Origin of the sequence: Hymenobacter roseosalivarius DSM 11622 (genome assembly GCF_900176135.1) — a bacterium.
Lineage (GTDB): Bacteria > Bacteroidota > Bacteroidia > Cytophagales > Hymenobacteraceae > Hymenobacter > Hymenobacter roseosalivarius.
This window is the reverse complement of sequence record NZ_FWWW01000047.1, coordinates 24,339-45,933: the sequence shown is the minus strand read 5'-3', so window position 1 is coordinate 45,933 and position 21,595 is coordinate 24,339. Positions and strand designations below refer to the sequence as shown.

Genomic DNA, 21,595 nt, shown 5'->3' with positions numbered 1-21,595 from the left:
TTTTATGTTGTCCGAAGCGGTTCTCAAAGCAGTGTGCCTAACGCTGGACAGTAGCACGAACTAAAATGCCCGTGCTACTGTCCAGCACTTCCATTAACCTGAAAACCACTCTGGCTTGCAATCTTTTACCTGACTGAAATCACTGCTGCCAGCGGAAACGAAACAGGTAGTGCGACCGAGAATTTATAAATATGACTATAAACAGAATTAAAATCAATCAGGCTAGCCGAGTGATGTAAGCAGAGGAGTCTTATTTTCAGGCAGTAACTGTTGTCTCTACTCATCAAATCCCATCAGAGACGTATTTTATTAGGATTCGCCACCTTATTGCTAGCCTGGAGAGAGGAGGGAAGATATTTACGGAAACGTTTACGCAAATAAAGTGTCACGTTGTATTTTTATTAACTCCTAAATTTTCTATGTTTAGTGCAGATTCCGCATAGCATCTTGTAAATCAGCGGCTTTAATCTACCCAATCTTATTTGATGACTCCAGCAATCAAGTCTGCGGCGTAGGTTTCTCTATTCTTCCTCCCACCACTTCTCTCCTACCCATGAATACATTTTACTGTCGTCACTTACGTCAGATAATCGTTCTTTTAGTGGTGCTGCTAGCGAGCGTCACCCCGGCGGCCTGGGGCCAGCAGGCTGAGCCCGAAATCAGCGGTACGGTGGTAGATGAGAAGGGCGGCACGCTGCCCGGCGTCACGGTGCAGGTGAAAGGCACCACCACGGGGGCCAGCACCGACCCCGATGGCCGGTTCTCGCTCAAATTGCCCCCCGGTGCCACTTCTTTGGTCTTCAGCTCCATTGGCTACGCGCCGCAAACCCTTGAAATCGGGAGCCGGCGCCAGTTCAACGTGACCCTGCGCGAGGACGCCACGGCCCTGGGCGACGTGGTGGTGGTGGGCTACGGCACCCAGAAGAAAAGCCAGACCACGGGGGCCATTTCGTCGGTTACTTCCAAGGAAATAGCCGAATTACCGGTGTCCAACGCCCGCCAGGCCCTGCAAGGCCGGGCGGCCGGCGTCGACGTTATTCAGTCGGGCAGCCAGCCCGGCGGGGGCGTGACGGTGCGCATCCGGGGGCGGCGCTCCATCAACGCCTCCAACGACCCGCTCTACGTGGTTGACGGTATTCCGCTGGCCGGCGGCATCGACGACATTAATCCCCAGGATATTGCCTCGCTGGAAGTCCTGAAAGACGCGTCGGCCACCGGCATCTACGGCTCGCGGGGGGCCAACGGGGTGGTGCTAGTGACCACCAAGCGCGGCAAATCCGGCAAGACCGTGGTGGGTTACGATGGTTATTATGGCTTCTCGAACGCGCTGGGCCGGGTGGATGTGATGGACGGGCAGCAATTCGCGGAGTACAAGCGCGAGTCGCGCCGGACGGCCGGCACCTACAACGACACCGACCCCGCCGCGGCCGACCGCAAGCTGTTTACCGCCGTCGAGCTGGAAGGCATCGAGCAGGGCCGCAACACCGATTACCAGGCCTACCTGCTGCGGACGGGCGCGATTCAGAGCCATCAGGTGGGCGTGCAGGGCGGCAGCGAAAAGACGCAGTTTGCCATTTCCGCCAACTATTTCCAGGAGAAAGGCATCATCAAAACCACGGACTTTACCCGCTACACCTTCCGCGTCAACCTCGACCACCAGATCAATGACCGGATTCGGGTGGGCACCTCCACCTTCGGGGTGTACAGCCTGAATAACGGCGCCGACAGCCCCGTCAACAATCCCGCCTTCGACGGCAGCTCGACCGGGAGCTACACGGCGCGGGGCTTCCGGCCCTACGGCGGCGCGCTGGAGGAGAACCCGCTGGGCAAGCCCTACGACGATGAGGGCAATATTATTTTCCTGCCCACGCCCGACGGCCTGCGCTCCAACCCGGCCGCCGAAGTGGTGCCGGGGGCTAATATCGCCGAGACCAGAACCGTGCGTCTCTTCAACAGCATCTATGGGGAGTGGAAGATCCTGGACGGGCTGAAGTATCGCCTCAATTTTGGTCCCGACCTGACCAATGAGCGTTTCGGGCGCTTCTCGGGCCGCTTTACCAATGCCCGCCGCCTGGGTCCGCCCACGGCCCGCACCGAGTACGGGATGCGCCTGAACTACACGGTCGAGAACATTCTCACCTATAATAAAACGTTTGGCCAGGTGCACAACGTGGGGCTGACAGCCCTGCACTCCATTCAGCGCGACAACTACGAATCGGCCTTTATCGACGTGAACGCGGTGTCGGCCGAGCCCCAGGCATTTTATAATCTGGGGCAGGCCGGCTCGTTCAACGCGCCCGGCACCGACCTGCGCACCTGGACTCTCCAGTCGTTTATGGGCCGCGTCAACTATGATTTCAAGGAAAAATACCTGCTCACCCTCACCGGCCGCTACGATGGCTCGTCGCGGTTTGGAGTCAATAACAAATACGGCTTCTTCCCCTCAGTGGCGGTGGGCTGGAACCTGGGCGACGAGGCGTTTTTCAAGGGTATTTCCTGGCTCGATCAGATGAAGCTGCGGGCCAGCTACGGCTCCATTGGCAACACCGGCATTACGCCCTACCAGACCCAGAGTCTGCTGGGCCGCACGACCTACGCCTTTGGCACGGCCCCAGCCTATGGCTACCGAGTGGGTACGCTCGGCAACGACGATCTGAAGTGGGAAACCACTTCTACCGGCAACGTGGGCCTGGATTTCAGCCTGTGGCGGGGCCGCCTCTACGGCTCGCTGGAGGTGTATCAGGCCGACACGCGCGACCTGCTGCTCTTCGACCAGCTGCCGATTTCCAACGGCTTCGACCGGGTGCTGCGCAACGTAGGCCACACCCGCAACCGGGGCGTCGAGCTGACGCTTACGACCGTGAACGTGAACGCGGCCAACGGCCTGCGCTGGTCGACGGACGTGCAGTTCACGCGCAACCGCGAGGCCATTATCGAGCTGTTCAATGGCAAAGTGGATGATATTGGCAATCAGCGCTTTATCGGGCAGCCCCTCCAAGTGTATTACGACTACGAGAAGCTCGGCATCTGGCAGCTGGGCGAGGAAGACGCGGCCAAGGCGTTTGGGCAGGTGCCCGGCCAGATTAGGGTGAAAGACCAGAACGGCGATGGCAAGCTCGACGCGGTGAACGACCGCGTGATTCTGGGCAGCACCATCCCAAAGTGGGCCGGCGGCATCACCAACCGCTTCGAGTTCAAGGGGTTCGACCTCTCGTTTTTCGTGTATGCCCGCATCGGCAACATGATTCGCAGCCAGTTTCACACCAGCTTCAACCATCTGGCGGGCCGCTACAACAACTTGGATATCGACTACTGGACGCCCGCCAACCCCACCAATGAGTTCCCGCGGCCCAACACGAACCAGGAAGACCCCATCTACGGCTCCACCCTGCAATACTTCGACGGCTCGTTCGTGAAGGTGCGCAACATCAACTTCGGCTACAACTTTTCCCCCGCCGTGTATCAGGCCATGAAAATCAGTGGCTTACGCATATACACGAGCATTCAGCAGCCGTTTATTTTTGCCAAATACCGCTCCCAGTACAAAGGGATTGACTCCGAAACCTCGGATGTAATCAACGCGGGCCAGACGCCCTCGGTGCGGCAGATCACCTTTGGCCTCAACGCGAAATTCTAACCTGACTGCTCAGTCCTTTTCGACTTTTCAATATGAAGCTTTTGAAACATAGTAAGTTGCTCTTGGCCGCGATGCTGTTGCTGGGCAGCCAGTCCTGCAAGGACCTGCTAGAGGAGCGCGTGGTGTCGCAGGTCGGCTCGGAGTACATCACCACGGCTGCCGGCTTCGACGCGGCCGTGCGGGCCGTGTATGCTTCGCTGCGCGATTTTTATGGCCGGGAAAGCGCCATGACCATGACCGTGTTTGGCACCGACACCTACACGATGGGCGCCGACGGCTCCTTTAAGTACGTGAATCAGTACACGACCCAGTTTGACAGCCGGACCCCGTTCGTGGCCGACATCTGGAATTCGTTTTATCTGGGCATCAATACGGCCAATGCCGTCATCGACCAGGCCGCCAACGTGACGGGCATCGACGAGGCCACCAAAAAGCGCCGGGTGGCCGAGGTAAAGTTTCTGCGGGCCCACCACTATTTCGTGCTGGTACAAATGTACGGGGCCGTGCCGCTGGTGCTGAGCCAGAATACCAAGGCTACGAAAGAAGCTACGCGCACGCCGGTGCCGGAAGTGTACGCTGCCATTATCAGTGACCTGGAAACGGCGCTGCCGGACCTGGCCGCGCCCACCTCCGACTACGGCCGCGCCACCAAAGGCGCCTGCGAGCATCTGCTGGCCCGCGTGTACCTGACCAAAGCCACCTCCGAGGCCGCCGCCCCCAACGACTACGCCCAGGCGGCCACCTACGCCCAGAACGTCATCAAAAACTACTCGTACCGCCTGCTGCCCGATTTTGCCAACGTATTTGCCCAGGGGGCCGGCGAGATCAGCGACGAGGTGATTTTTGCCACCCAGTACACCTCCGACCCCACCACCAACGGCGCGGGCAACGAGACCCATTTGTACTTCGGAATGGAATACGACGTGCAGGCCGGGATGCGGCGCGACATTTTCTACGGCCGGCCCTTCAAGCGCTTTCGCCCCACTACCTACACGCTCAATACGATTTTCGCTGACCGCGCCAACGACTCGCGTTACCAGAAAAGCTTCCGTAGCACTTACTTGTCCAATAATCCGGGCACGTTCACCAACCTGTTTGACAACTCCAAAACGCGGGTCACCTACGCCACCGGCGACACGGCCATCTACCTGCCCGGCGTGGAGTGGACGCTGGCGCAGCGGGCCCGCAAGCCCTATCAGGTGCTGGTGCCAAGCCTGTACCGGCCCAACCTCTTCCCGACCCTGCTCAAGTTTCTGGACCCCTTGCGGCCCGATCTGACCTACACGAACGGCAGCCGCGATTTTCTGATGTTCCGGCTGGCCGAAACCCAGCTTATCGCGGCGGAAGCGTTGCTCAGAATGAGTAAGCCCGCCGAGGCATTGCCCTTTATCAACGCCGTGCGGCGGCGGGCAGCCTTTCCGGGCAAAGAAGCCGCCATGCAGATAACGGCCGGCCAGCTGACCATGGATTTCATCATGGAAGAGCGCGAGCGGGAGCTTCTGGGCGAGATGTTCCGCTGGTTCGACCTCAAGCGCTGGGGCGTACTGGTGGAGCGGGTGCGCCTGTACAACCCCGACGCGGCGGCCAACATCCGCCCTTTCCACGTGCTGCGCCCCATCCCGCAGGACCAGATCGACCGCACGGCCGGCGGCGCGGCGGCTTTCCCCCAGAACCCTGGCTATTGAGGGCGCAGACAGAAAAAGCCCCCCAGCAGGCTCACAGCCGAAGCTTCAGTAGTTTAACCTAACCGAAGTATACACTTCATCAACTCAATTCCTTGAAAAAACCTACCTCCCTGATTGCCGGCTGCGTGCTGGCGGCTCTGACTTTCGCCCCGCCCCAGCCGGCCGCGGCCGCCGCTGCCGCCGACGCCTGGCAGAACCTGTTCGATGGCAAGACCCTGAAGGGCTGGAAGCGCCTAGCCGGCACGGCCGACTACAAGGTGGAAAACGGCGCCATCGTGGGCACCACCGTCATGAATTCGGGCAACACCTTCCTGGTCACGGAGAAAGAGTACGGCGACTTTCAGCTGGAGCTGGACCTGATGATCGAAAGCGCGGTGAGCAACTCGGGCGTGCAGACGCGCAGCCACTTCGGGGCCCCCGGACCGGAGGGCAAGGTCTATGGCCGGCAGGTGGAGATTGATCCTTCGGCGCGGAGCTGGTCGGGGGGCATTTATGATGAGGCGCGGCGGCAGTGGCTATATCCGCTGGATCTGAACCCCAAGGCCAAGCCGCTTTTCAAGGTGGGTCAGTACAACCACATCAAGGTGGAGTGCCTGGGCAATGAGATGAAAACCTGGATCAACGGTACGCCCGTGGCGTATGTAGTCGATCCTATTGACCCAAAAGGCTTTATCGGCCTGCAGGTACACGGCATCACGACCCAGGAGCAGGCGGGCAAAAAAGTCTACTTCAAAAACATCAAAATCAAGACCACAGACCTGAAGCCCAGTCCCTTCCCGGTCGACATCTACGTGGTCAACTTCGTGCCCAACACGCTGACGGCCTACGAGAAAGAGCACGGCTGGAAGCTGCTCTATGATGGCAAAACCCCGGCGGGCTGGCGCAGTGCCAAAGCCGCCACGTTTCCGGCCCAGGGCTGGCAAACCAAAGACGGCACCCTGACGGTGCTGTCGTCGGAGGGCAAGGAGGCGGCCAACGGCGGCGACATCGTGACCAAGGACCAGTACAAGGCCTTCGATCTGTCCTTCGAGTTTAAGCTGACGCCGGGGGCCAACAGTGGCGTAAAATACTTCGTGACCCTGGACGAGAAGACCGAAGGCTCGGCCATCGGCCTGGAGTACCAGGTGCTCGACGATGCTCTGCACCCCGACGCTAAGCTCGGCCGCGACGGCAACCGGACCCTGGCTTCCTTATATGATTTAAAGAAAGCCGACAAGAATCCGCGCTTCATTCACCCCATCGGCGAGTGGAACGTGGGCCGCGTGGTGGTATACCCCGACAACCGGGTAGAGCACTACCTGAACGGGGCGAAAGTGCTGGAATACACGCGCGGCTCCCCGGAGTTCCGCGACCTGGTGGCCCAGAGCAAGTACAAGGTCTGGCCGAACTTCGGGGAGGCAGCGGCCGGCCACATTCTGCTGCAAGATCATGGCAATCTGGCTTCCTTCCGCAGCATTAAAATCAAGGAGCTGAAGTAATTGCCCCCGCTCTCACCCTAAATCAACTTCTCATGTCTACCGAACGTCGTCAATTTATCAAGCAAACGGCCCTGGCCAGTGCCGGGGTGCTGTTTTCCCAAGTCAGCTGGTCGGCCAGCAGCTACAAGCGCATTATTGGGGCCAACGACCGGGTGCGCGTCGGAGTGGTTGGCTTCTCGGACCGGCACAAGGGCTCACATATGCCCTGCTTTATGAATCACTACAAGGAGCTGAACTTCGACGTGGTGGCTGTGTCCGATATCTGGAAGCAGCGGCGGGAAGAAGGCGCGGCGGCCTGGAAGGAAAAGCTGGGCCACGACGTGGCGGCGTATCGCAACAACGAAGAGATGTACGCCAAAAAGGCTGTGGACGCGGTATTCATCGGCACCGCCGATTTTCAGCACGCCCTGCACGCCATTGAGGCCGTGAAGGCCGGCTGCGACGCCTACGTGGAAAAGCCCTTCGCCGAAACGATGGAAGACAACCGGGCCGCCCTGAAAGTCATTAAAGCCTCCGACCGCATCATCCAGATTGGCTCCCAGCGCCGCAGCGGCAACAACTACCACGCGGCCAACGACTTTATCAAGTCGGGCAAGTTCGGCCCCATCACGATGGTGGAGCTGACCTGGAACGTGAACCAGCCCGGCCGGTGGCGCCGCCCGGCGCTGGTGGCCCAGCTCAAGGAATCGGATGTGGACTGGAAGCGGTATCTGATGAACCGTCCCGCCGAGGCCTTCGACCCGCGCAAGTACCTGGAGTACCGGCTGTTCTGGCCCTACTCCTCCGGCCTGCCCGGCCAGTGGATGAGCCACCAGATTGACACCGTGCATTGGTTTACCGGCCTGCCGCACCCGCGCAGCGTGGTGGCCAACGGCGGCATTTATATGTGGAAGGACGGCCGCCGCAACTGGGACACCCTGACGGCCGTGTTTGACTATGGCCCCCTGAACGACCCGACCACCGGCTTCCAGGTGACGTTTGGCTCGCGGATGCACAACGGCGACGAGCGCCCGGCTGAGATCTACTATTCCAACGGCGGCGAGCTGAACCTGATTACCAATCAGGTATCGCCCCGCGGCGGCCTGAATAAGAAGTTTGCCGAGGCCATGCAGATGCAGGCCAATCTGCTGCCGGAAATGAGCTTGTCCAGCACCGAAGTGGTCGTCGCGTCGGCCAACACCGGGGGCGATACGCTGACCTCCAACCACGTCCGCAACTGGATGGAGAGCGTGCGCAGCCGCAAAGCGCCGCACGCGCCCGTAGAGGCCGGCTACAGCCACTCCATTGCCAACATCATGACCACCGCCGCCGCCCGGACGGGCCAGAAGGCCACGTTTGACGATAAAACCCAGGAAGTAATGGTGGGGGGCAAAATTTTCACTTATTAGGCCCGGCCCAACCCAATGGTAAATCCTTTTCTTTCCTGGCTTGGGGCCGGGCTGCTGACCGTGCTTGCCTTTTCCGCGGCCCCGGCCCAGCAGAAGGAGGCCGTGCGGGTGATCCGGGGGGACGCGCGGCAAAAGAAGATCGACGTGTACGTGGGCCAGCATCTGTTCACCAGCTTTTTGTACCCGGATACGCTGGAAAAACCGGTTTTGTACCCGCTGCGGGCGGCGGGCGGCACGGTCGTGACGCGGGGTTTTCCGGTTCAGCCGAAGGCCGGCGACCCCACCGACCACCCCCACCACCTCGGGCTGTGGCTGAATTTTGAGAACGTGAACGGCCTCGATTTCTGGAATAATTCCTACGCCATTCCGGCGGCGAAAAAAGCGTCCTATGGCTGGATCAAAACTGACCGCATTCTGGAAACCACCAGCGGCCCTACGGGCGCGCTGGCCTATCACGCCAACTGGACCAACCAGCAAAATGAGGTGCTGCTGGAAGAAACGACCCGGTTTGAATTCAGCGGCGCGGGCCGCCAGCGTTTGATTGACCGGGTTACCACGCTGAAAGCCAACACGGACGTAACCTTCAACGACGCGAAGGATGGGCTGATCGGGCTGCGCCTGGCCCACGAGCTGCAAATGCCCACCGACCAGGACCAGAAGTTTACGGACGATAAAGGCAACGTGACGGTAGTGAAGGGCGGCACGGACCAGCTGGCCACGGGCAACTACCTGACCAGCGCCGGCCAGCGCGGTAACGACGCCTGGAGTACGCGCGGAGCCTGGTGCAAGGTATTTGGCAAAATAGGCTCGGACTCGGTCAGCATCGCCATCATCGACCATCCTAAAAACCCGAACTATCCGACCTTCTGGCACGCCCGTGGCTACGGCCTGTTTGCCGCCAACCCGCTGGGCGAAAAGATTTTTACCAACGGAAAATCAGCCAAAAACCTCCACCTCAAAAAGGGCGAGTCAGTCACGTTTCGCTACCGGGTGGTGATTGACGCGGGCCCCACTACGCTTTCGGGTAGTCAGCTAAGCGAGATGGCCGCGGACTTCGGCAAAAGGAGCCTCGCTACCAGCAAAAACAACTAGCGTTTACGCTTACCTCCGCACGAGTGCTTATCAACTGATTCTGCCTGATGAAAAACGTCTTTTTTCTGCTGTTTACTGTTGCCCTAATTGCCCCCCGGATTACCACCGCGCAAGTAAATAAGGCTGATATTCCGCACTTTAATCATGCGGCCATCTGCGTGAAAGACCTGAAGAAAAGCACTGATTTTTACCGGAGCGCCCTGAAGCTGGAAGAAATCGCCAATCCCTTTAATGATGGAATTCATGCCTGGTTCAGCATGGGGCCGGCGCTGCAGCTGCACATCATCCAGCGGGGCTGCCCGCTGCTGGAGAATAAGAATACGCACCTGTGCTTCAGCGTGGCCTCCCTCAGCGGCTTTATCACGCACCTGGAAAAGCGGAACGTAGCCTATACCAACCTGAAGGGCGACAGTAAAATACCGACCACCAGAATTGACGGGGTAAAACAGATTTACCTGCAGGACCCGGATGGCTACTGGATTGAAATCAATGATGCCAAATAATAGGGCTGGGGGGCAAAATGCCGGGCTCAGGAGGCCGTAGACCGGCGCGCAAACAGCTCCGATTTCAATACCAGGCTCTGGCCGGGCGAAATGGCCCGCTTCTTCTCGATGGCGCACAGCAGGATCTGGGCGGCGGCCTTGCCCATCTCGTAGGCGGGCTGCGTGATGGTGGTCAGGGCCGGGGCCAGCAGCGCGGCAACCCCCAGATTGGAAAAGCCAATAATTTTGACCTCAGCGGGAATCGCGCGGCCCAGGGCGTGGCAGGCGTGGTAGCTGCTGATGGCCAGGTGCTCGACGGAGGCAAAAATGCCATCTACTTCGGGGCGGCGGCGCAGCAGGTCCATAATCCGCGCGGTGTTGCGCTCGTCGTCGCCGTCGTCGCTCACGACCAACGTGTCATCATACGGGAGGCCGTGGTCGCGGAGCGCCGCTTGGTAGCCCTGCATCCGGATTCGCCCGATGGACAGGTTGCCCGAAACCAGCAGATACGCGATGTGGCGGCAGCCGGCTTCGATCAGGTGCCGGGTAGCCAGGTAGCCGCTCTCGTAGTCGTTGGTGGTCACGTTGGCCGTGGCTATGGCTTCGCACACCCGGTCGAAAAAAACGATGGCCGGCTTACTGACATACAGCTTTTGCAGGTGCGCGAACTTCTGGCTCTCGCTGGCCACCGACATGAGCAGGCCATCTACCCGCCCCCCGGTCAGGTACTGCGTGATGGCCACCTCCCGCTCGTAGTCGTCGTGGGTGAGGTAGATGAGAACGTGGTAGCCGCTCTGATGGGCTACTTCCTCGATGCCGTTGATTACCAGCGAGAAGAAGTGATTATTCACCTCCGGAACGACCACGCCAATGGTTTTGCTGATGTTGCGCCGCAGGCTGCTGGCGTAGGCGTTGGGCTCGTAGTTGAGTTCGGCGGCCAGGGCCTTCACCCGCTCCTTGGTTTGCGACGACACCTCGTAGCTATCCTGCAGCGCCCGGGAAACCGTGGCAATCGATAGGTTCAGTTCCTGCGCCAGCCGTTTCAAATTTACTTGGTTCATCAAAACGCTTGAATGGAGCTGAAAACGGACGAATGTGAAGGTGAAATAAAAGGAAAACTGCTCAGCTGAGTAAAGCTAACGCATTATAAACAATGATAAATCATATCGCAAGGCCTAAGGCGGGTATCGACAGCGACCTTAAATAGCACTATCACAACTACGTATCTATCCACGGCAATGCTCTTCTTTCCAGAGTTTTTAGCTTCACTTCCTCCCGAAGCTATGTAAACGTTTACGTAGATAAACAGGGCCCTTATAGATGATTTGATTGCTAAATGTACGGTACTTAGCAGAGCGAAGCATTCGAAGAAAAAGTTGAATTCTACCTTATTCGCCGGCTTCTACGCCGTTCGCCAACATCTCTTATTCCAACAGAATAAGCTCCCCCCCAGCGCTCATAATTGAAATATTTACTGTTCGGTTATCGGCCGTGCCCCTGAAACCGCTGTCACCTATTACTGGCAGCAAGTGTCCCCCCTGGTTTTTGCTCAACAACAATTTCCACACATCCATGATTTGTACTTTACACTTTCAACCGTTGCGTTGGGTTACAAGGCCGCTGATACTGCTGCCGGTACTCGGCCTCGGTTTTAGTAATGGTCTCCTGGCCGCTCCGGCGGCTGTTTTGCCTAGCGTTACCTCAGGCCTGCTAGCTGATGTGACCATCACTGGTCGGGTAATCGATGAGCGCGGCGAAGGCTGGCCGGCAAGCCCTTTATGGTGACGGAACGATACGTGAAGGGCGAGGACGCTCCTGAACTGGCCAACACTGCTGGTGCCGGCTGGGTAGTGAAGACCCAAGAGGACAGGGGGCTTTTTTACCAGAATTTCACCCTGGGCTTGCTGGAATCGAAGAATTGCGTGGGCTGGCACTGGTTCAAGTACCAGGACAACGACCCCACCATCGTGGGCGCGGAGCCATCGAACACCAACGCCAACAAGGGTATTGTGAACAACTACCTGGAGCCCTACAAACCATTGCTGGATAAGATGCGCGAGCTGAACCAGCAGATGTACTCCCTGGCCGACTTTTTCGACAAACGCCAGCCCTGATTCAGGCTGCTTATTCGAGCAGCAGACCAGGCTGTTTTCCGGGTGTCTGAAGCGCCGTCAGCATCCACCTTTCACCAGTTGTTTTTTCCGTAATTGCCCATGAAAACCAACGCCCTACTCGGTAGTCTGGCTTTGCTACTGCTCCTGCAATGCGGCGATAAGGAGAAGACGCAGGCAATACCCATCCCAACGCCCACGCCGCCAAAAACGCCCCCCAGCACCACGCTGCGGCAGCTGGCACCCTTCCCGATAGGTGCCGCAGTGAATATCAACCTGCTGAAAACGCGGCCCGCTTACCTGAACGTGGTAAAGACCGAGTACAACAGCGTGACGGCCGAAAACGCCATGAAATTTGGCGCGCTGCACCCCAGCGAGGCGGTCTACAACTGGACCGACGCTGACTATTTGGTTGACTTTGCGCAGCAGAATAACGCCCGCGTGCACGGCCACACACTCATCTGGTACAAGTCGCTGCCTGGTTGGGTGACCAGCTACCAGGACAGCACGGCGACTTGGGAGAACCTGATGAAAACCCATATCCAGACGGTTGTAACGCACTTTAAAGGCAAAGTGGCGGCGTGGGATGTCGTGAATGAAGCGTTTGAAGATGATGGGCAGCTGCGCAACAGCATCTGGCGGCAAAAGCTCGGCGACGACTACATCGCGCGGGCCTTTGAGTACGCTCACCAGGCCAACCCCGCTGCGTTGCTTTTCTACAATGACTACGGCCACGAGTACAGCACCACCAAGCGAACAGCTATTCTAAGCCTGGTAAATAGCCTGAAGACCAGAGGCGTACCTATTCATGGTATTGGACTGCAAATGCATACTAGCAGCAATATTTCCAATAGCAATCTGGCTACCGCCATCACTACGGCTGCTCAAACCGGGCTGAAGGTGCACCTGGCGGAGCTGGACATTGCAATGAACCGGGATGCGTTGACTACGGCCACGTTTACCCCGGCGCTGGCCGCCGCCCAGAAAGACAAATACAGAGCCGTCGTGCAAGCATTCAAGGCGCTGCCGGCGGCCCAGCGCTACGGCATCACTACCTGGAACGTGGGCGACGCGGATACCTGGGTGCGCGGCTACTGCAGCTGCCCAGATTGGCCCCTGCCCTTCGACGAAAACTACCAACGCAAGCCTGCCTACGACGGCATTGTGGAGGCTTTACAATCAACAAGCACTAGTGCGGGCTTGAGAGAGGCCCGTGCTTCTATGTTCACTTGGCGGCCACGGGCCACATTGGGAAATGGGAAAGCAGCTTTTCAGTAATTCACGCGTCGGCCGCCTTGGTGGGTGAAATGCGCCGATGCTGATTGAAAAGCTGTGGCCCGTGGCCGCCAGTGAACATATTATCATTTGTTGTCGCCCTTCAACGGCGACTTTTTATACCAACAGAATGCGCCTACCACTTCACAACTACCTGCTTTTAGGCTCGCTGCTTTTCGCCGGCCCGACCGTGCTGGCGCAGAAAAAGCCCCCACGGCGGCTACTATTGAGCAACGCGTCAGCAGCTTGCTGGCCCAGATGACTCTGGAGGAGAAAGTTGGCCAGCTCAACCAATATTCAGGTCGCGAGCTGACGGGGCCGGCCAGCAACCGCAAAACCGACTTGCTCAACAGCATTCGGAGCGGGCAGGTGGGGTCTATGCTGAACGTGAAAGGCGTAGCCGACACCCACGCTATTCAGGCCGAAGCCTTAAAGTCGCGGCTGAAAATTCCGCTGCTGTTCAGCCTCGATGTTATTCACGGCTACCAGACCGTTTTCCCGATTCCGTTGGGCGAAGCGGCTTCCTGGGACCTGGCGGCCATCCGCGAATCGGCGCACGTAGCGGGCCGCGAGGCGGCGGCCTCGGGTATTCACTGGACGTTTGCGCCGATGGTAGATGTGGGCCGCGACCCGCGCTGGGGCCGCGTGATGGAAGGCGCGGGCGAAGACGCTTACCTCGGCTCCCAGATTGCCAAAGCTCGCGTCCTGGGTTTTCAGGGCGAGAAGCTGGGCGGCACCGATGCCATTATGGCCTGCGCCAAGCACTTCGCCGCCTACGGTGCCGCCCTGGCCGGCCGCGACTATAACGTAGTGGATATGAGCGAGCAGCAGCTCTGGGAGGTGTATTTGCCGCCCTTCAAAGCGGCAGCCGATGCGGGCGTAGCCACGTTTATGAACTCCTTTAATACCCTGAACGGTATTCCGGCCACCGGCAACAGCTATTTGCAGCGCGACATTCTGAAAGGCCAGTGGAAATACCCCGGCTTTGTGGTGAGCGATTGGGGCTCAATTAAGGAAATGGTGCCCTGGGGCTATGCTTTGGATAAAGCCGCCGCCGCCCAGAAAGCCATAACCGCCGGCAGCGACATGGACATAGAAAGCGATGCTTACTCTGCTTCATTGGCGCAATTGGTGAAGGATGGCAAAGCGGACGTAGGGCTTGTGGATGATGCCGTGCGCCGCATTCTGAGGAAGAAGTTCGAATTGGGCTTGTTCGATGACCCGTACAAATTCTCGGATGCGAAGCGCGAAAAAAAGGTCCTCAGCGACCCCCAGCACCGCGTGGCCGCCCGCCAGATGGCGCAGAAATCCATCGTGTTGCTGAAGAACGATAAGAACATGCTTCCGCTGGCCCCGCAGCGCAAAATCGCCCTTATCGGCCCACTGACCAAGGCCAAGCGCGACCTCGCCGGCAGCTGGATTGTGCTGGCTGACACCACCCAGATTACCTCCGTATATGACGGCCTGACGAAGCGCGGCGGCAAAAATGCCCCCCAGGTGCTCTATACCAAAGGCTGCGAGGTGCTGGGCGACTCTCGCGCCGGCTTCGCGCAAGCAGTAGAAACCGCCAAAGCCGCCGACGTAGTGGTGCTGACCGTGGGCGAAACCTGGGATATGAGCGGCGAGGCTAAGTCGCGCGCCGACATTCATTTGCCCGGTGTGCAGGAAGAGTTGTTTCAGACCCTGAAAGCTACCGGCAAGCCCATTGTGGTCATCATCATGGCGGGCCGCCCGCTTATTTTTAACGCCATTGCCGACCAGGCCGACGCCATTTTGTACGGCTGGTGGCCGGGTTCGGAGAGCGGCACGGCACTGGCCAATGTGTTGTATGGCGAGTATAATCCGTCGGGCAAGCTGCCGTCTACGTTTCCGCAGTCTGGGGGGCAAATTCCGATTAGCTACCAGCAATACAGCACCGGCCGACCCGTCACCAAGCCCGGCGACATTCGATACAAATCGGCGTACATCGACGCGCCCAATACGCCGCGCTACGCTTTCGGGCACGGGCTGAGCTACACTACGTTTAAGTATGACAACTTGAAAATCAGCCAGCTAAGCATGAGTGCCGGCCAAACGGTGCAGGTGCAATTTACGGTAACCAATACAGGCCAGCGCGCTGGTGAGGAAGTAGTGCAGCTTTATCTGCGCGATATGGTGGCCTCGGTGGCGCGGCCGTTGAAGGAGCTGAAGGATTTCAAAAAAATCAGCCTCAAGCCGGGCGAAACCCAAACCGTTACGTTTACCATCGACCAGGACAAGCTTGCCTTCTACAACCAGCAGCTGCAATGGGCCGCGGAGCCCGGCGAGTTTCAACTGATGATTGGCTCAGCATCCGACGATATTCGGTTGGAGAGCAAATTGACGTTAGTACCGTAAGCACTCGTTGGCTATGTCTTTATTCACCCCAGCGGTGCCCACCGCTTCTCCCGCTCTTACATCCCGCCCTATGTCCTCTCTCGACCAGTTTTCCCTGCACGGTAAGGTCATTGTCATCACAGGCGCTACCGGGGTGCTCGGCGAGGCCCTGTCGCTGGCAGTGGCCGAGGCGGGTGCCAAAGTAGTGGTGCTCGGCCGCGACGCGACGCGGGCGGCGGCCCGCGTCGCGGCCATCCGGGCCGGCGGCGGCGAAGCAATAGCGGTGCTGACCGATGTGCTGGACAAAGAAAAAATGCAGGCCGCCTGCGAAGAAATCGTAGCCACCTGGGGCACTATTGACGGCTTGGTGAACGCGGCAGGGGGCAATTTGCCCGGCGCCAACGTCGGCCCCGACCAGGATTTATTCGACCTCAGCATTGAGCAGACCCGCCAGGCCGTGGACCTGAACCTGTTCGGCACCGTCATCCCAACCACGGTATTCGGGCGCGTGATGGCCGAAAAAGGCCGGGGCTCCATCGTCAATATCTCGTCCCTTACTGCCCAGCGGCCCCTCACGCGGGTGCTGGGCTACACGATGGCCAAAAAAGCCGTGGAAGCCTATACCCAGTGGATGGCCGTGGAGTTGGGCCTGCGCTACGGCGGCGCGCTACGCATGAACGCCATTGCCCCCGGCGTATTTCTGACCGAGCAAAACCGCTCGTTATTGGTAGATACAAACGGCAACCCCACCGAGCGCGCCCGCAAATTCATTGCCCACACGCCCTACCAGCGCTTCGGCGTGCCGGAGGAGCTGACTGGCACGCTCATCTATTTACTAAGTGATGCTTCGCGTTTTGTGAGCGGCGAAACGATATTAGTAGATGGTGGCTTCAATGCATACAGCGGCGTATAATTAGCCGTTAATGTGTTTAAAAGAACATCATGCAGAGCGCAGCGAGGCATCTCGCGGGCTGATGTTGTGGTGCTGACTTCTACTAAAAAGGCGATCATGCTTAATCTAGCGTCCGCTTGTCGAAGCATCTCTACTGGTTACTAATCTCAACGGTATTGCAACGAAGCGGCAGAGATGCTTCGCTCTGCTCTGCATGACAAACGAATTGTAGTTCTAATCTATGCCTATCATTCAAAGCTGGCGCTGGTACGGCCCCAACGACCCGGTCAGCCTCTCCGATATTCGTCAGGCCGGCGCTACCGATGTGGTGTCGGCCCTGCACTATATACCTAATGGCGAAGTATGGCCGGTGGCCGACATCCAGCAACGGCAGGCCGAAGTAGCCGCCGCGGGCCTGACGTGGAGCGTGGTAGAAAGCGTGCCCGTGCATGAGCAAATTAAAACCCGCACGGGTAATTTCGAGCAATACATTGCCAACTACCAGCAAAGCCTGCGCAATCTGGCAGCCTGCGGCATTCACACCGTCACCTACAACTTCATGCCCGTGCTAGACTGGACACGCACGGATCTGGCCTACGAAATAGAAGACGGCTCCAAAGCTTTGCGCTTCGAGAAAGATACTTTTGTTGCCTTCGATGCTCTGCTTCTAAAGCGGCGTGGAGCAGCACAGGAATATACTCCCGAAGAAGTGGCGCGGGCTGAGGCGCGCTTAACGGCTATGAGCGATGCGGAGCGGCACCAGCTGGAACGCAACATCATTGCCGGCCTGCCCGGCAGCGAGGAAAGCTTCACGCTCGCCCAATTTCAGCAGGCGCTGGATGCCTACGACGGCATCGACGCGGCGCAGCTTCGCCACCACCTGATTCTGTTTTTGCAAGCCATTGTGCCGGTAGCCGAGGAAGTAGGTGTGAACTTAGCCATTCACCCCGACGACCCGCCCTACCCTATTCTGGGGTTGCCGCGCGTGGTAAGCACGGCCGCCGACGTGGAAGCCTTAGCCACGGCCGTGCCTTCCCTGCACAACGGCCTGTGCTTCTGCACCGGCTCCTTCGGCGTACGGGCCGACAACGACCTGCCGCAGATGGTGCGCCAGTTTGCCGAGCGCATTCACTTTATCCATCTGCGCAGCACCCAGCGCGACCTGGGGGGCGATTTTTACGAAGCCAACCACCTGGAGGGCGACGTAGATATGTACGCCGTCATGCGCGAGCTGATAGCCGTAATGCGCCAGCGCCAGGTGAGCCTGCCCATGCGCCCCGACCACGGCCACCAGATGCTCGACGACCTGCACAAAAAAACCAACCCCGGCTACTCCGCCATCGGTCGCCTGCGGGGATTGGCGGAGCTGCGGGGGTTGGAAATGGGCATTTCGCGCAGCTTAGCATCAGAATAATTGGGGGTCAGAACGGTGTAGAGACGCATACTTGCGTCTCGTCGTTGCTGAGGTTGTTTAGTTGTCATCCTGACGCAGGGAGGACCTTATAGAATGAGACCGACTAGCGTCACAACGGCTTGTTCAGGCGTAATAAGGTCCTTCGTGCCCCAGGATGATCAGACGACTATCGTTCAACGACGAGACGCAAGTATGCGTCTCTACATCGTTCTGACACCCAATTTGCCCCCCAGCCGACTTCAGGCCGCAAAGTATTTATCTACCAGCTCATCCGTTAGCTCCCGCGAGCCTAGCTGCCCATTTTTGGCGGGCGGAAAAGCGTTGCGACAAAACCCAGCTTGGCGCTGAAAGTCATAGAGCGCGTGGCTCGAGCCGTTGATGAGCAGCACAGCCGTATTCTGGGCTTCGTCCCAGAAAATCTGGGCAGTTATTGGCACTTCTCGATCTTCAATATCGGCGACATTGTAGATGTGGAGCGCATCAAGTAATTCTAATTCACCTGTATTGCGCAAAGCATAGAAGTAGCCAGTAGTGCCATCGTCTTCGAGGAGGACCTGAAACTCGTTATTGACCGCTTCGCTGCTGATTAGGCGGTTTTTCTCACCGGGCTCTGGCTCTCCTATTCGGAATTTTTCTTCGACGCTTAAAATCATAGCTGCAATAAAAAAGGAGCCGCTAAGTAGCGGCTCCTTCGTTTTACGAGAAATCTGGTTTGGTGGCGCTACACCTTATCGGCTAGGAAGCGCGCCGTGTGGTTGGTGTTTTTGAGCTTCACCAGGTCCTCGGGCGTGCCTTCGAACAATAAATGCCCCCCGTTCAGGCCGCCTTCTGGGCCAAGGTCGATAACCCAGTCGGCGCACTTGATGATGTCGATGTTGTGCTCAATGATAAGGACCGAGTTGCCTTGCTCAATCAGGGCGTTCAGGGCTTTGAGCAGCTTGTTGATGTCGTGGAAGTGCAGGCCGGTGCTGGGCTCGTCGAAGATGAACAGGATCTTATCCTGCTGTAAAGTGGCACCTTTGGTCAGGAAGGAAGCCAGCTTTACGCGCTGGGCCTCGCCGCCTGAAAGCGTGTTGGCTGACTGCCCCAGACGGATATAGCCTAGTCCTACATCATCAAGGGGCTTGAGACGGTCGGCTACTTTGGGTTGGCCTTTAAAGAACTCCACCGCGTCGGCCACCGTCATATCAAGCACGTCGTCGATGCCTTTATCCTGGAATTTCACGTCCAGAATATCCTGCTTGAACTTGTGGCCGTTGCAGCTTTCGCAGGTCAGGTAGATATCAGCCATAAACTGCATTTCGATTTTCACCTGGCCTTCGCCCTGGCACACTTCGCAGCGCCCACCTTCAATGTTGAAGCTGAAGTGTGAGGGTTTCAGGCCCCGCGCTTTGGCCAACGGCTGCTCCGAAAACAAGGTCCGAATGGCGTCGTAGGCCTTCACATACGTCACCGGGTTGGAGCGCGACGACTTGCCAATCGGGTTCTGATCGACGAACTCGACGTGCGTCACCTGCCCGTTTACGCCCATGAGGCGGTCGAAGCGGCCGGTAGCTTCCCCGGCCCCGCCGCCGAGCTGCTTCATCAATGCGGGGGCCAGAATGCGCTTCACCAGCGTCGATTTGCCCGAGCCTGATACGCCCGTTACCACCGTCATCACGTTCAGCGGAAACTTCACGCTGATGTTTTTGAGGTTGTTTTCGCGGGCGCCGGTTACTTCCAGCGCGTTGCGCCAGGGACGGCGCGAGGTGGGCACTTTCACCTCCATTTTGCCCCCCAGATACTGCCCGGTATAGGTGCTAGTGTTTTTAAGAATCTCCGGGTAAGTGCCCTGAAACATCAAATGCCCCCCGCCCGAACCAGCTTCCGGCCCAATGTCAATAATCTGGTCGGCCTGCTCCATCATCATCTCCTCGTGCTCCACCACAATCACGGTATTGCCGAGTTTCTGCAAGGAGCGCAGCACGCCAATGAGCTGCTCCGCGTCCTTGGGGTGCAGGCCGATGCTGGGCTCATCGAGAATATACATGGAGCCCACCAGCGCCGAACCCAGCGAAGTAGCCAGCGAAATACGCTGCGACTCGCCCCCTGAGAGCGTGCTGCTCAGGCGGTTGAGCGTGAGGTAGCCCAGGCCCACGCGGTGCAGGTAGCCCAGGCGGTTGGTTACCTCCGTTACGAGGCGCTCGGCCACTTTGGCGTCGTGCTCGGTCAGGGTCAGGTTGTTGAAAAACTCTAGGGCCTTGCTCACCGGCAGCAGCACCACGTCGGTGATGCTCTGGCCGTCGATTTTGACGTACTGGGCGTCTTTGCGCAGGCGGGTGCCGCGGCAATCGGGGCAGGTGGTACGGCCCCGGTAGCGGCTTTGCAGCACGCGGTACTGAATTTTGTGGGTCTGGGTGCTCACCCAGCGGAAGTAGGCGTCGAGGCCCTCAAAGTACTTGTTGCCATCCCAGAGCAAGCGACGCTCAGCTTCGGTCAGCTCGTTATAAGGGCGGTGAATGGGGAAATCGAAGCGGATACCGTTTTTCAACAAGGGCTTCAGCCATTCGCTCTGCTTATCGGTGCGCCAGGGGGCAATAGCGCCCTCAAACACGGTCAGGTTCTGGTCGGGAATAACCAGGTCTTCATCAATGCCCAGCACCGAACCGAAGCCTTCGCAGGTCTGGCAGGCGCCGTAAGGGTTGTTGAAGCTGAAGAAGTTGACGCTCGGCTCCTCGAAGACCACGCCGTCCAGCTCAAAGCGGTCGGAGAAGGTGCGGGTTTCGTCGTCGAGGCGCACTAGGCAGGTGCCGTGGCCCTCGAAAAAGGCGGTTTGCACTGAGTCGGAGAGGCGGAACTGCAAGTCCTCATCATCGGGCCGAATCACGGCGCGGTCAATCATGATGTGCACAGCGCCCTTCACTTCTGGTTTGCCTTCCCCAATCAGGTCTTCGATGAACGACACTTCGCCGTCTTCGGTCACCACCCGCGAGTAGCCTTTTTGCAAGAGCAAATCCAGCTCTTTGCTCATCTTCCGGCCTTCTTCGGAGGGCAGCAGCGGAGACAACAGCATCACGCGGGTACCATCGGGCAGGCGAAACAGGAAATCGACCACGTCGGCCACGTTATCCTTGCGCACCTGCTCCCCGCTCACGGGCGAAAACGTGCGGCCCACCCGCGCAAACAGCAGCTTGAGGTAATCGTAAATCTCGGTGCTGGTGCCCACCGTGGAGCGGTTGTTCTTAATAGACACCTTCTGCTCGATGGCAATAGCCGGCGAAATGCCCCGGATATAGTCCACGTCGGGCTTGTCCATGCGGCCCAGAAACTGGCGGGCGTAGCTGCTCAGGCTCTCCACGTACATGCGCTGACCTTCAGCGTACAACGTATCAAACGCCAGGCTCGACTTGCCCGACCCCGACAGCCCCGTCACCACGATAAACTTATTGCGCGGCAGCGCTACGCTCAGGTTTTTGAGATTATGAACCCTGGCATTTTTAATCAGAATAAACTCGCGCGGATCAAGCGCGTCAATCGGGTCGTCCGCGGGGGCCGACACCTGGAGGGAAGCAGTTTTGGGCATAGGTAACGTAACAGCCGGCAGCGGGCGGAAGGTTTCGTCCACAGCGTTTTGAATTTGCAAAGGTACGGCGAGGGTGGCTGGGTTGGAACCCTAGTTGTTTTGCGCAACCGCTGGCATCGGGTGGCAGTGTAAGTGTAATGCTACCGTTGGTATGCTTTACGCTACTATCTTGCATATCAAGAATGTATTACTGCTACAAGGAGTATCGATAATACATCTGTTGT

Annotated in this window: 14 protein-coding genes; 11 read left to right on the top strand and 3 right to left on the bottom strand. The window is 58.4% G+C overall.

Annotated features, from left to right (window positions below; genetic code table 11):
• Positions 1-553: 553 nt before the first annotated feature.
• The 6 genes from B9A24_RS04550 to B9A24_RS04525 all read left to right on the top strand — a co-directional run bounded on the left by B9A24_RS04550 (position 554) and on the right by B9A24_RS04525 (position 9,783).
• Positions 554-3,637, top strand: coding sequence for a SusC/RagA family TonB-linked outer membrane protein (locus B9A24_RS04550; RefSeq protein WP_084443992.1), 3,084 nt, complete (start codon positions 554-556; stop codon positions 3,635-3,637).
• A 32-nt stretch (positions 3,638-3,669) separates the two neighbouring features.
• Positions 3,670-5,322 (top strand): RagB/SusD family nutrient uptake outer membrane protein, encoded by a 1,653-nt coding sequence (locus B9A24_RS04545; RefSeq protein ID WP_084443991.1) that lies wholly within the window; start codon positions 3,670-3,672, stop codon positions 5,320-5,322.
• A 92-nt stretch (positions 5,323-5,414) separates the two neighbouring features.
• A complete protein-coding gene (locus tag B9A24_RS04540) occupies positions 5,415-6,800 on the top strand; it encodes a 3-keto-disaccharide hydrolase (protein WP_084443990.1) in 1,386 nt (461 codons plus the stop codon).
• A 32-nt stretch (positions 6,801-6,832) separates the two neighbouring features.
• Complete coding sequence (locus tag B9A24_RS04535) at positions 6,833-8,188, top strand: Gfo/Idh/MocA family protein (protein WP_084443989.1); 1,356 nt, start codon at positions 6,833-6,835, stop codon at positions 8,186-8,188.
• Positions 8,189-8,203: 15 nt separating this feature from the next.
• On the top strand, positions 8,204-9,280 hold the full coding sequence (locus tag B9A24_RS04530; protein ID WP_084443988.1) for a DUF6807 domain-containing protein: 1,077 nt from the start codon (positions 8,204-8,206) through the stop codon (positions 9,278-9,280).
• Between the two features lie 47 nt (positions 9,281-9,327).
• Positions 9,328-9,783 carry a VOC family protein gene (locus tag B9A24_RS04525; RefSeq protein WP_084443987.1) on the top strand — a complete coding sequence of 152 codons (456 nt, stop codon included), beginning with the start codon at positions 9,328-9,330 and terminating at the stop codon, positions 9,781-9,783.
• A 26-nt stretch (positions 9,784-9,809) separates the two neighbouring features.
• Here B9A24_RS04525 and B9A24_RS04520 read toward each other — a convergent pair whose 3' ends face one another.
• Positions 9,810-10,823, bottom strand: a complete 1,014-nt coding sequence (locus B9A24_RS04520) for a LacI family DNA-binding transcriptional regulator (protein ID WP_084443986.1) — start codon at positions 10,821-10,823, stop codon at positions 9,810-9,812.
• A 717-nt stretch (positions 10,824-11,540) separates the two neighbouring features.
• Here B9A24_RS04520 and B9A24_RS04515 point away from each other — a divergent pair.
• The 5 genes from B9A24_RS04515 (at position 11,541) to uxuA (ending at position 17,809) form a co-directional block, all read left to right on the top strand.
• Positions 11,541-11,876, top strand: a complete 336-nt coding sequence (locus B9A24_RS04515; protein ID WP_143434754.1) for a hypothetical protein — start codon at positions 11,541-11,543, stop codon at positions 11,874-11,876.
• A 99-nt stretch (positions 11,877-11,975) separates the two neighbouring features.
• Entirely contained in the window at positions 11,976-13,151 is a 1,176-nt protein-coding gene (locus B9A24_RS04510) for an endo-1,4-beta-xylanase (RefSeq protein ID WP_084443984.1), read from the top strand.
• 90 nt (positions 13,152-13,241) lie between these two features.
• The gene (locus tag B9A24_RS04505; RefSeq protein ID WP_234996981.1) at positions 13,242-15,524 is read left to right on the top strand and encodes a glycoside hydrolase family 3 N-terminal domain-containing protein; all 2,283 of its coding nucleotides are present in this window, start codon (positions 13,242-13,244) and stop codon (positions 15,522-15,524) included.
• A gap of 70 nt (positions 15,525-15,594) precedes the next feature.
• Positions 15,595-16,416, top strand: a complete 822-nt coding sequence (locus B9A24_RS04500; protein ID WP_084443983.1) for an SDR family oxidoreductase — start codon at positions 15,595-15,597, stop codon at positions 16,414-16,416.
• A 220-nt stretch (positions 16,417-16,636) separates the two neighbouring features.
• Positions 16,637-17,809, top strand: coding sequence for a mannonate dehydratase (gene uxuA, locus B9A24_RS04495; protein ID WP_084443982.1), 1,173 nt, complete (start codon positions 16,637-16,639; stop codon positions 17,807-17,809).
• Positions 17,810-18,048: 239 nt separating this feature from the next.
• Here the strand turns inward: uxuA and B9A24_RS04490 are convergent, their stop codons facing one another.
• Positions 18,049-18,462 carry a DUF2251 domain-containing protein gene (locus B9A24_RS04490; protein ID WP_084443981.1) on the bottom strand — a complete coding sequence of 138 codons (414 nt, stop codon included), beginning with the start codon at positions 18,460-18,462 and terminating at the stop codon, positions 18,049-18,051.
• A 68-nt stretch (positions 18,463-18,530) separates the two neighbouring features.
• The gene (gene uvrA, locus B9A24_RS04485) at positions 18,531-21,371 is read right to left on the bottom strand and encodes an excinuclease ABC subunit UvrA (RefSeq protein ID WP_084444051.1); all 2,841 of its coding nucleotides are present in this window, start codon (positions 21,369-21,371) and stop codon (positions 18,531-18,533) included.
• Between the last annotated feature and the right edge of the window lie 224 nt (positions 21,372-21,595).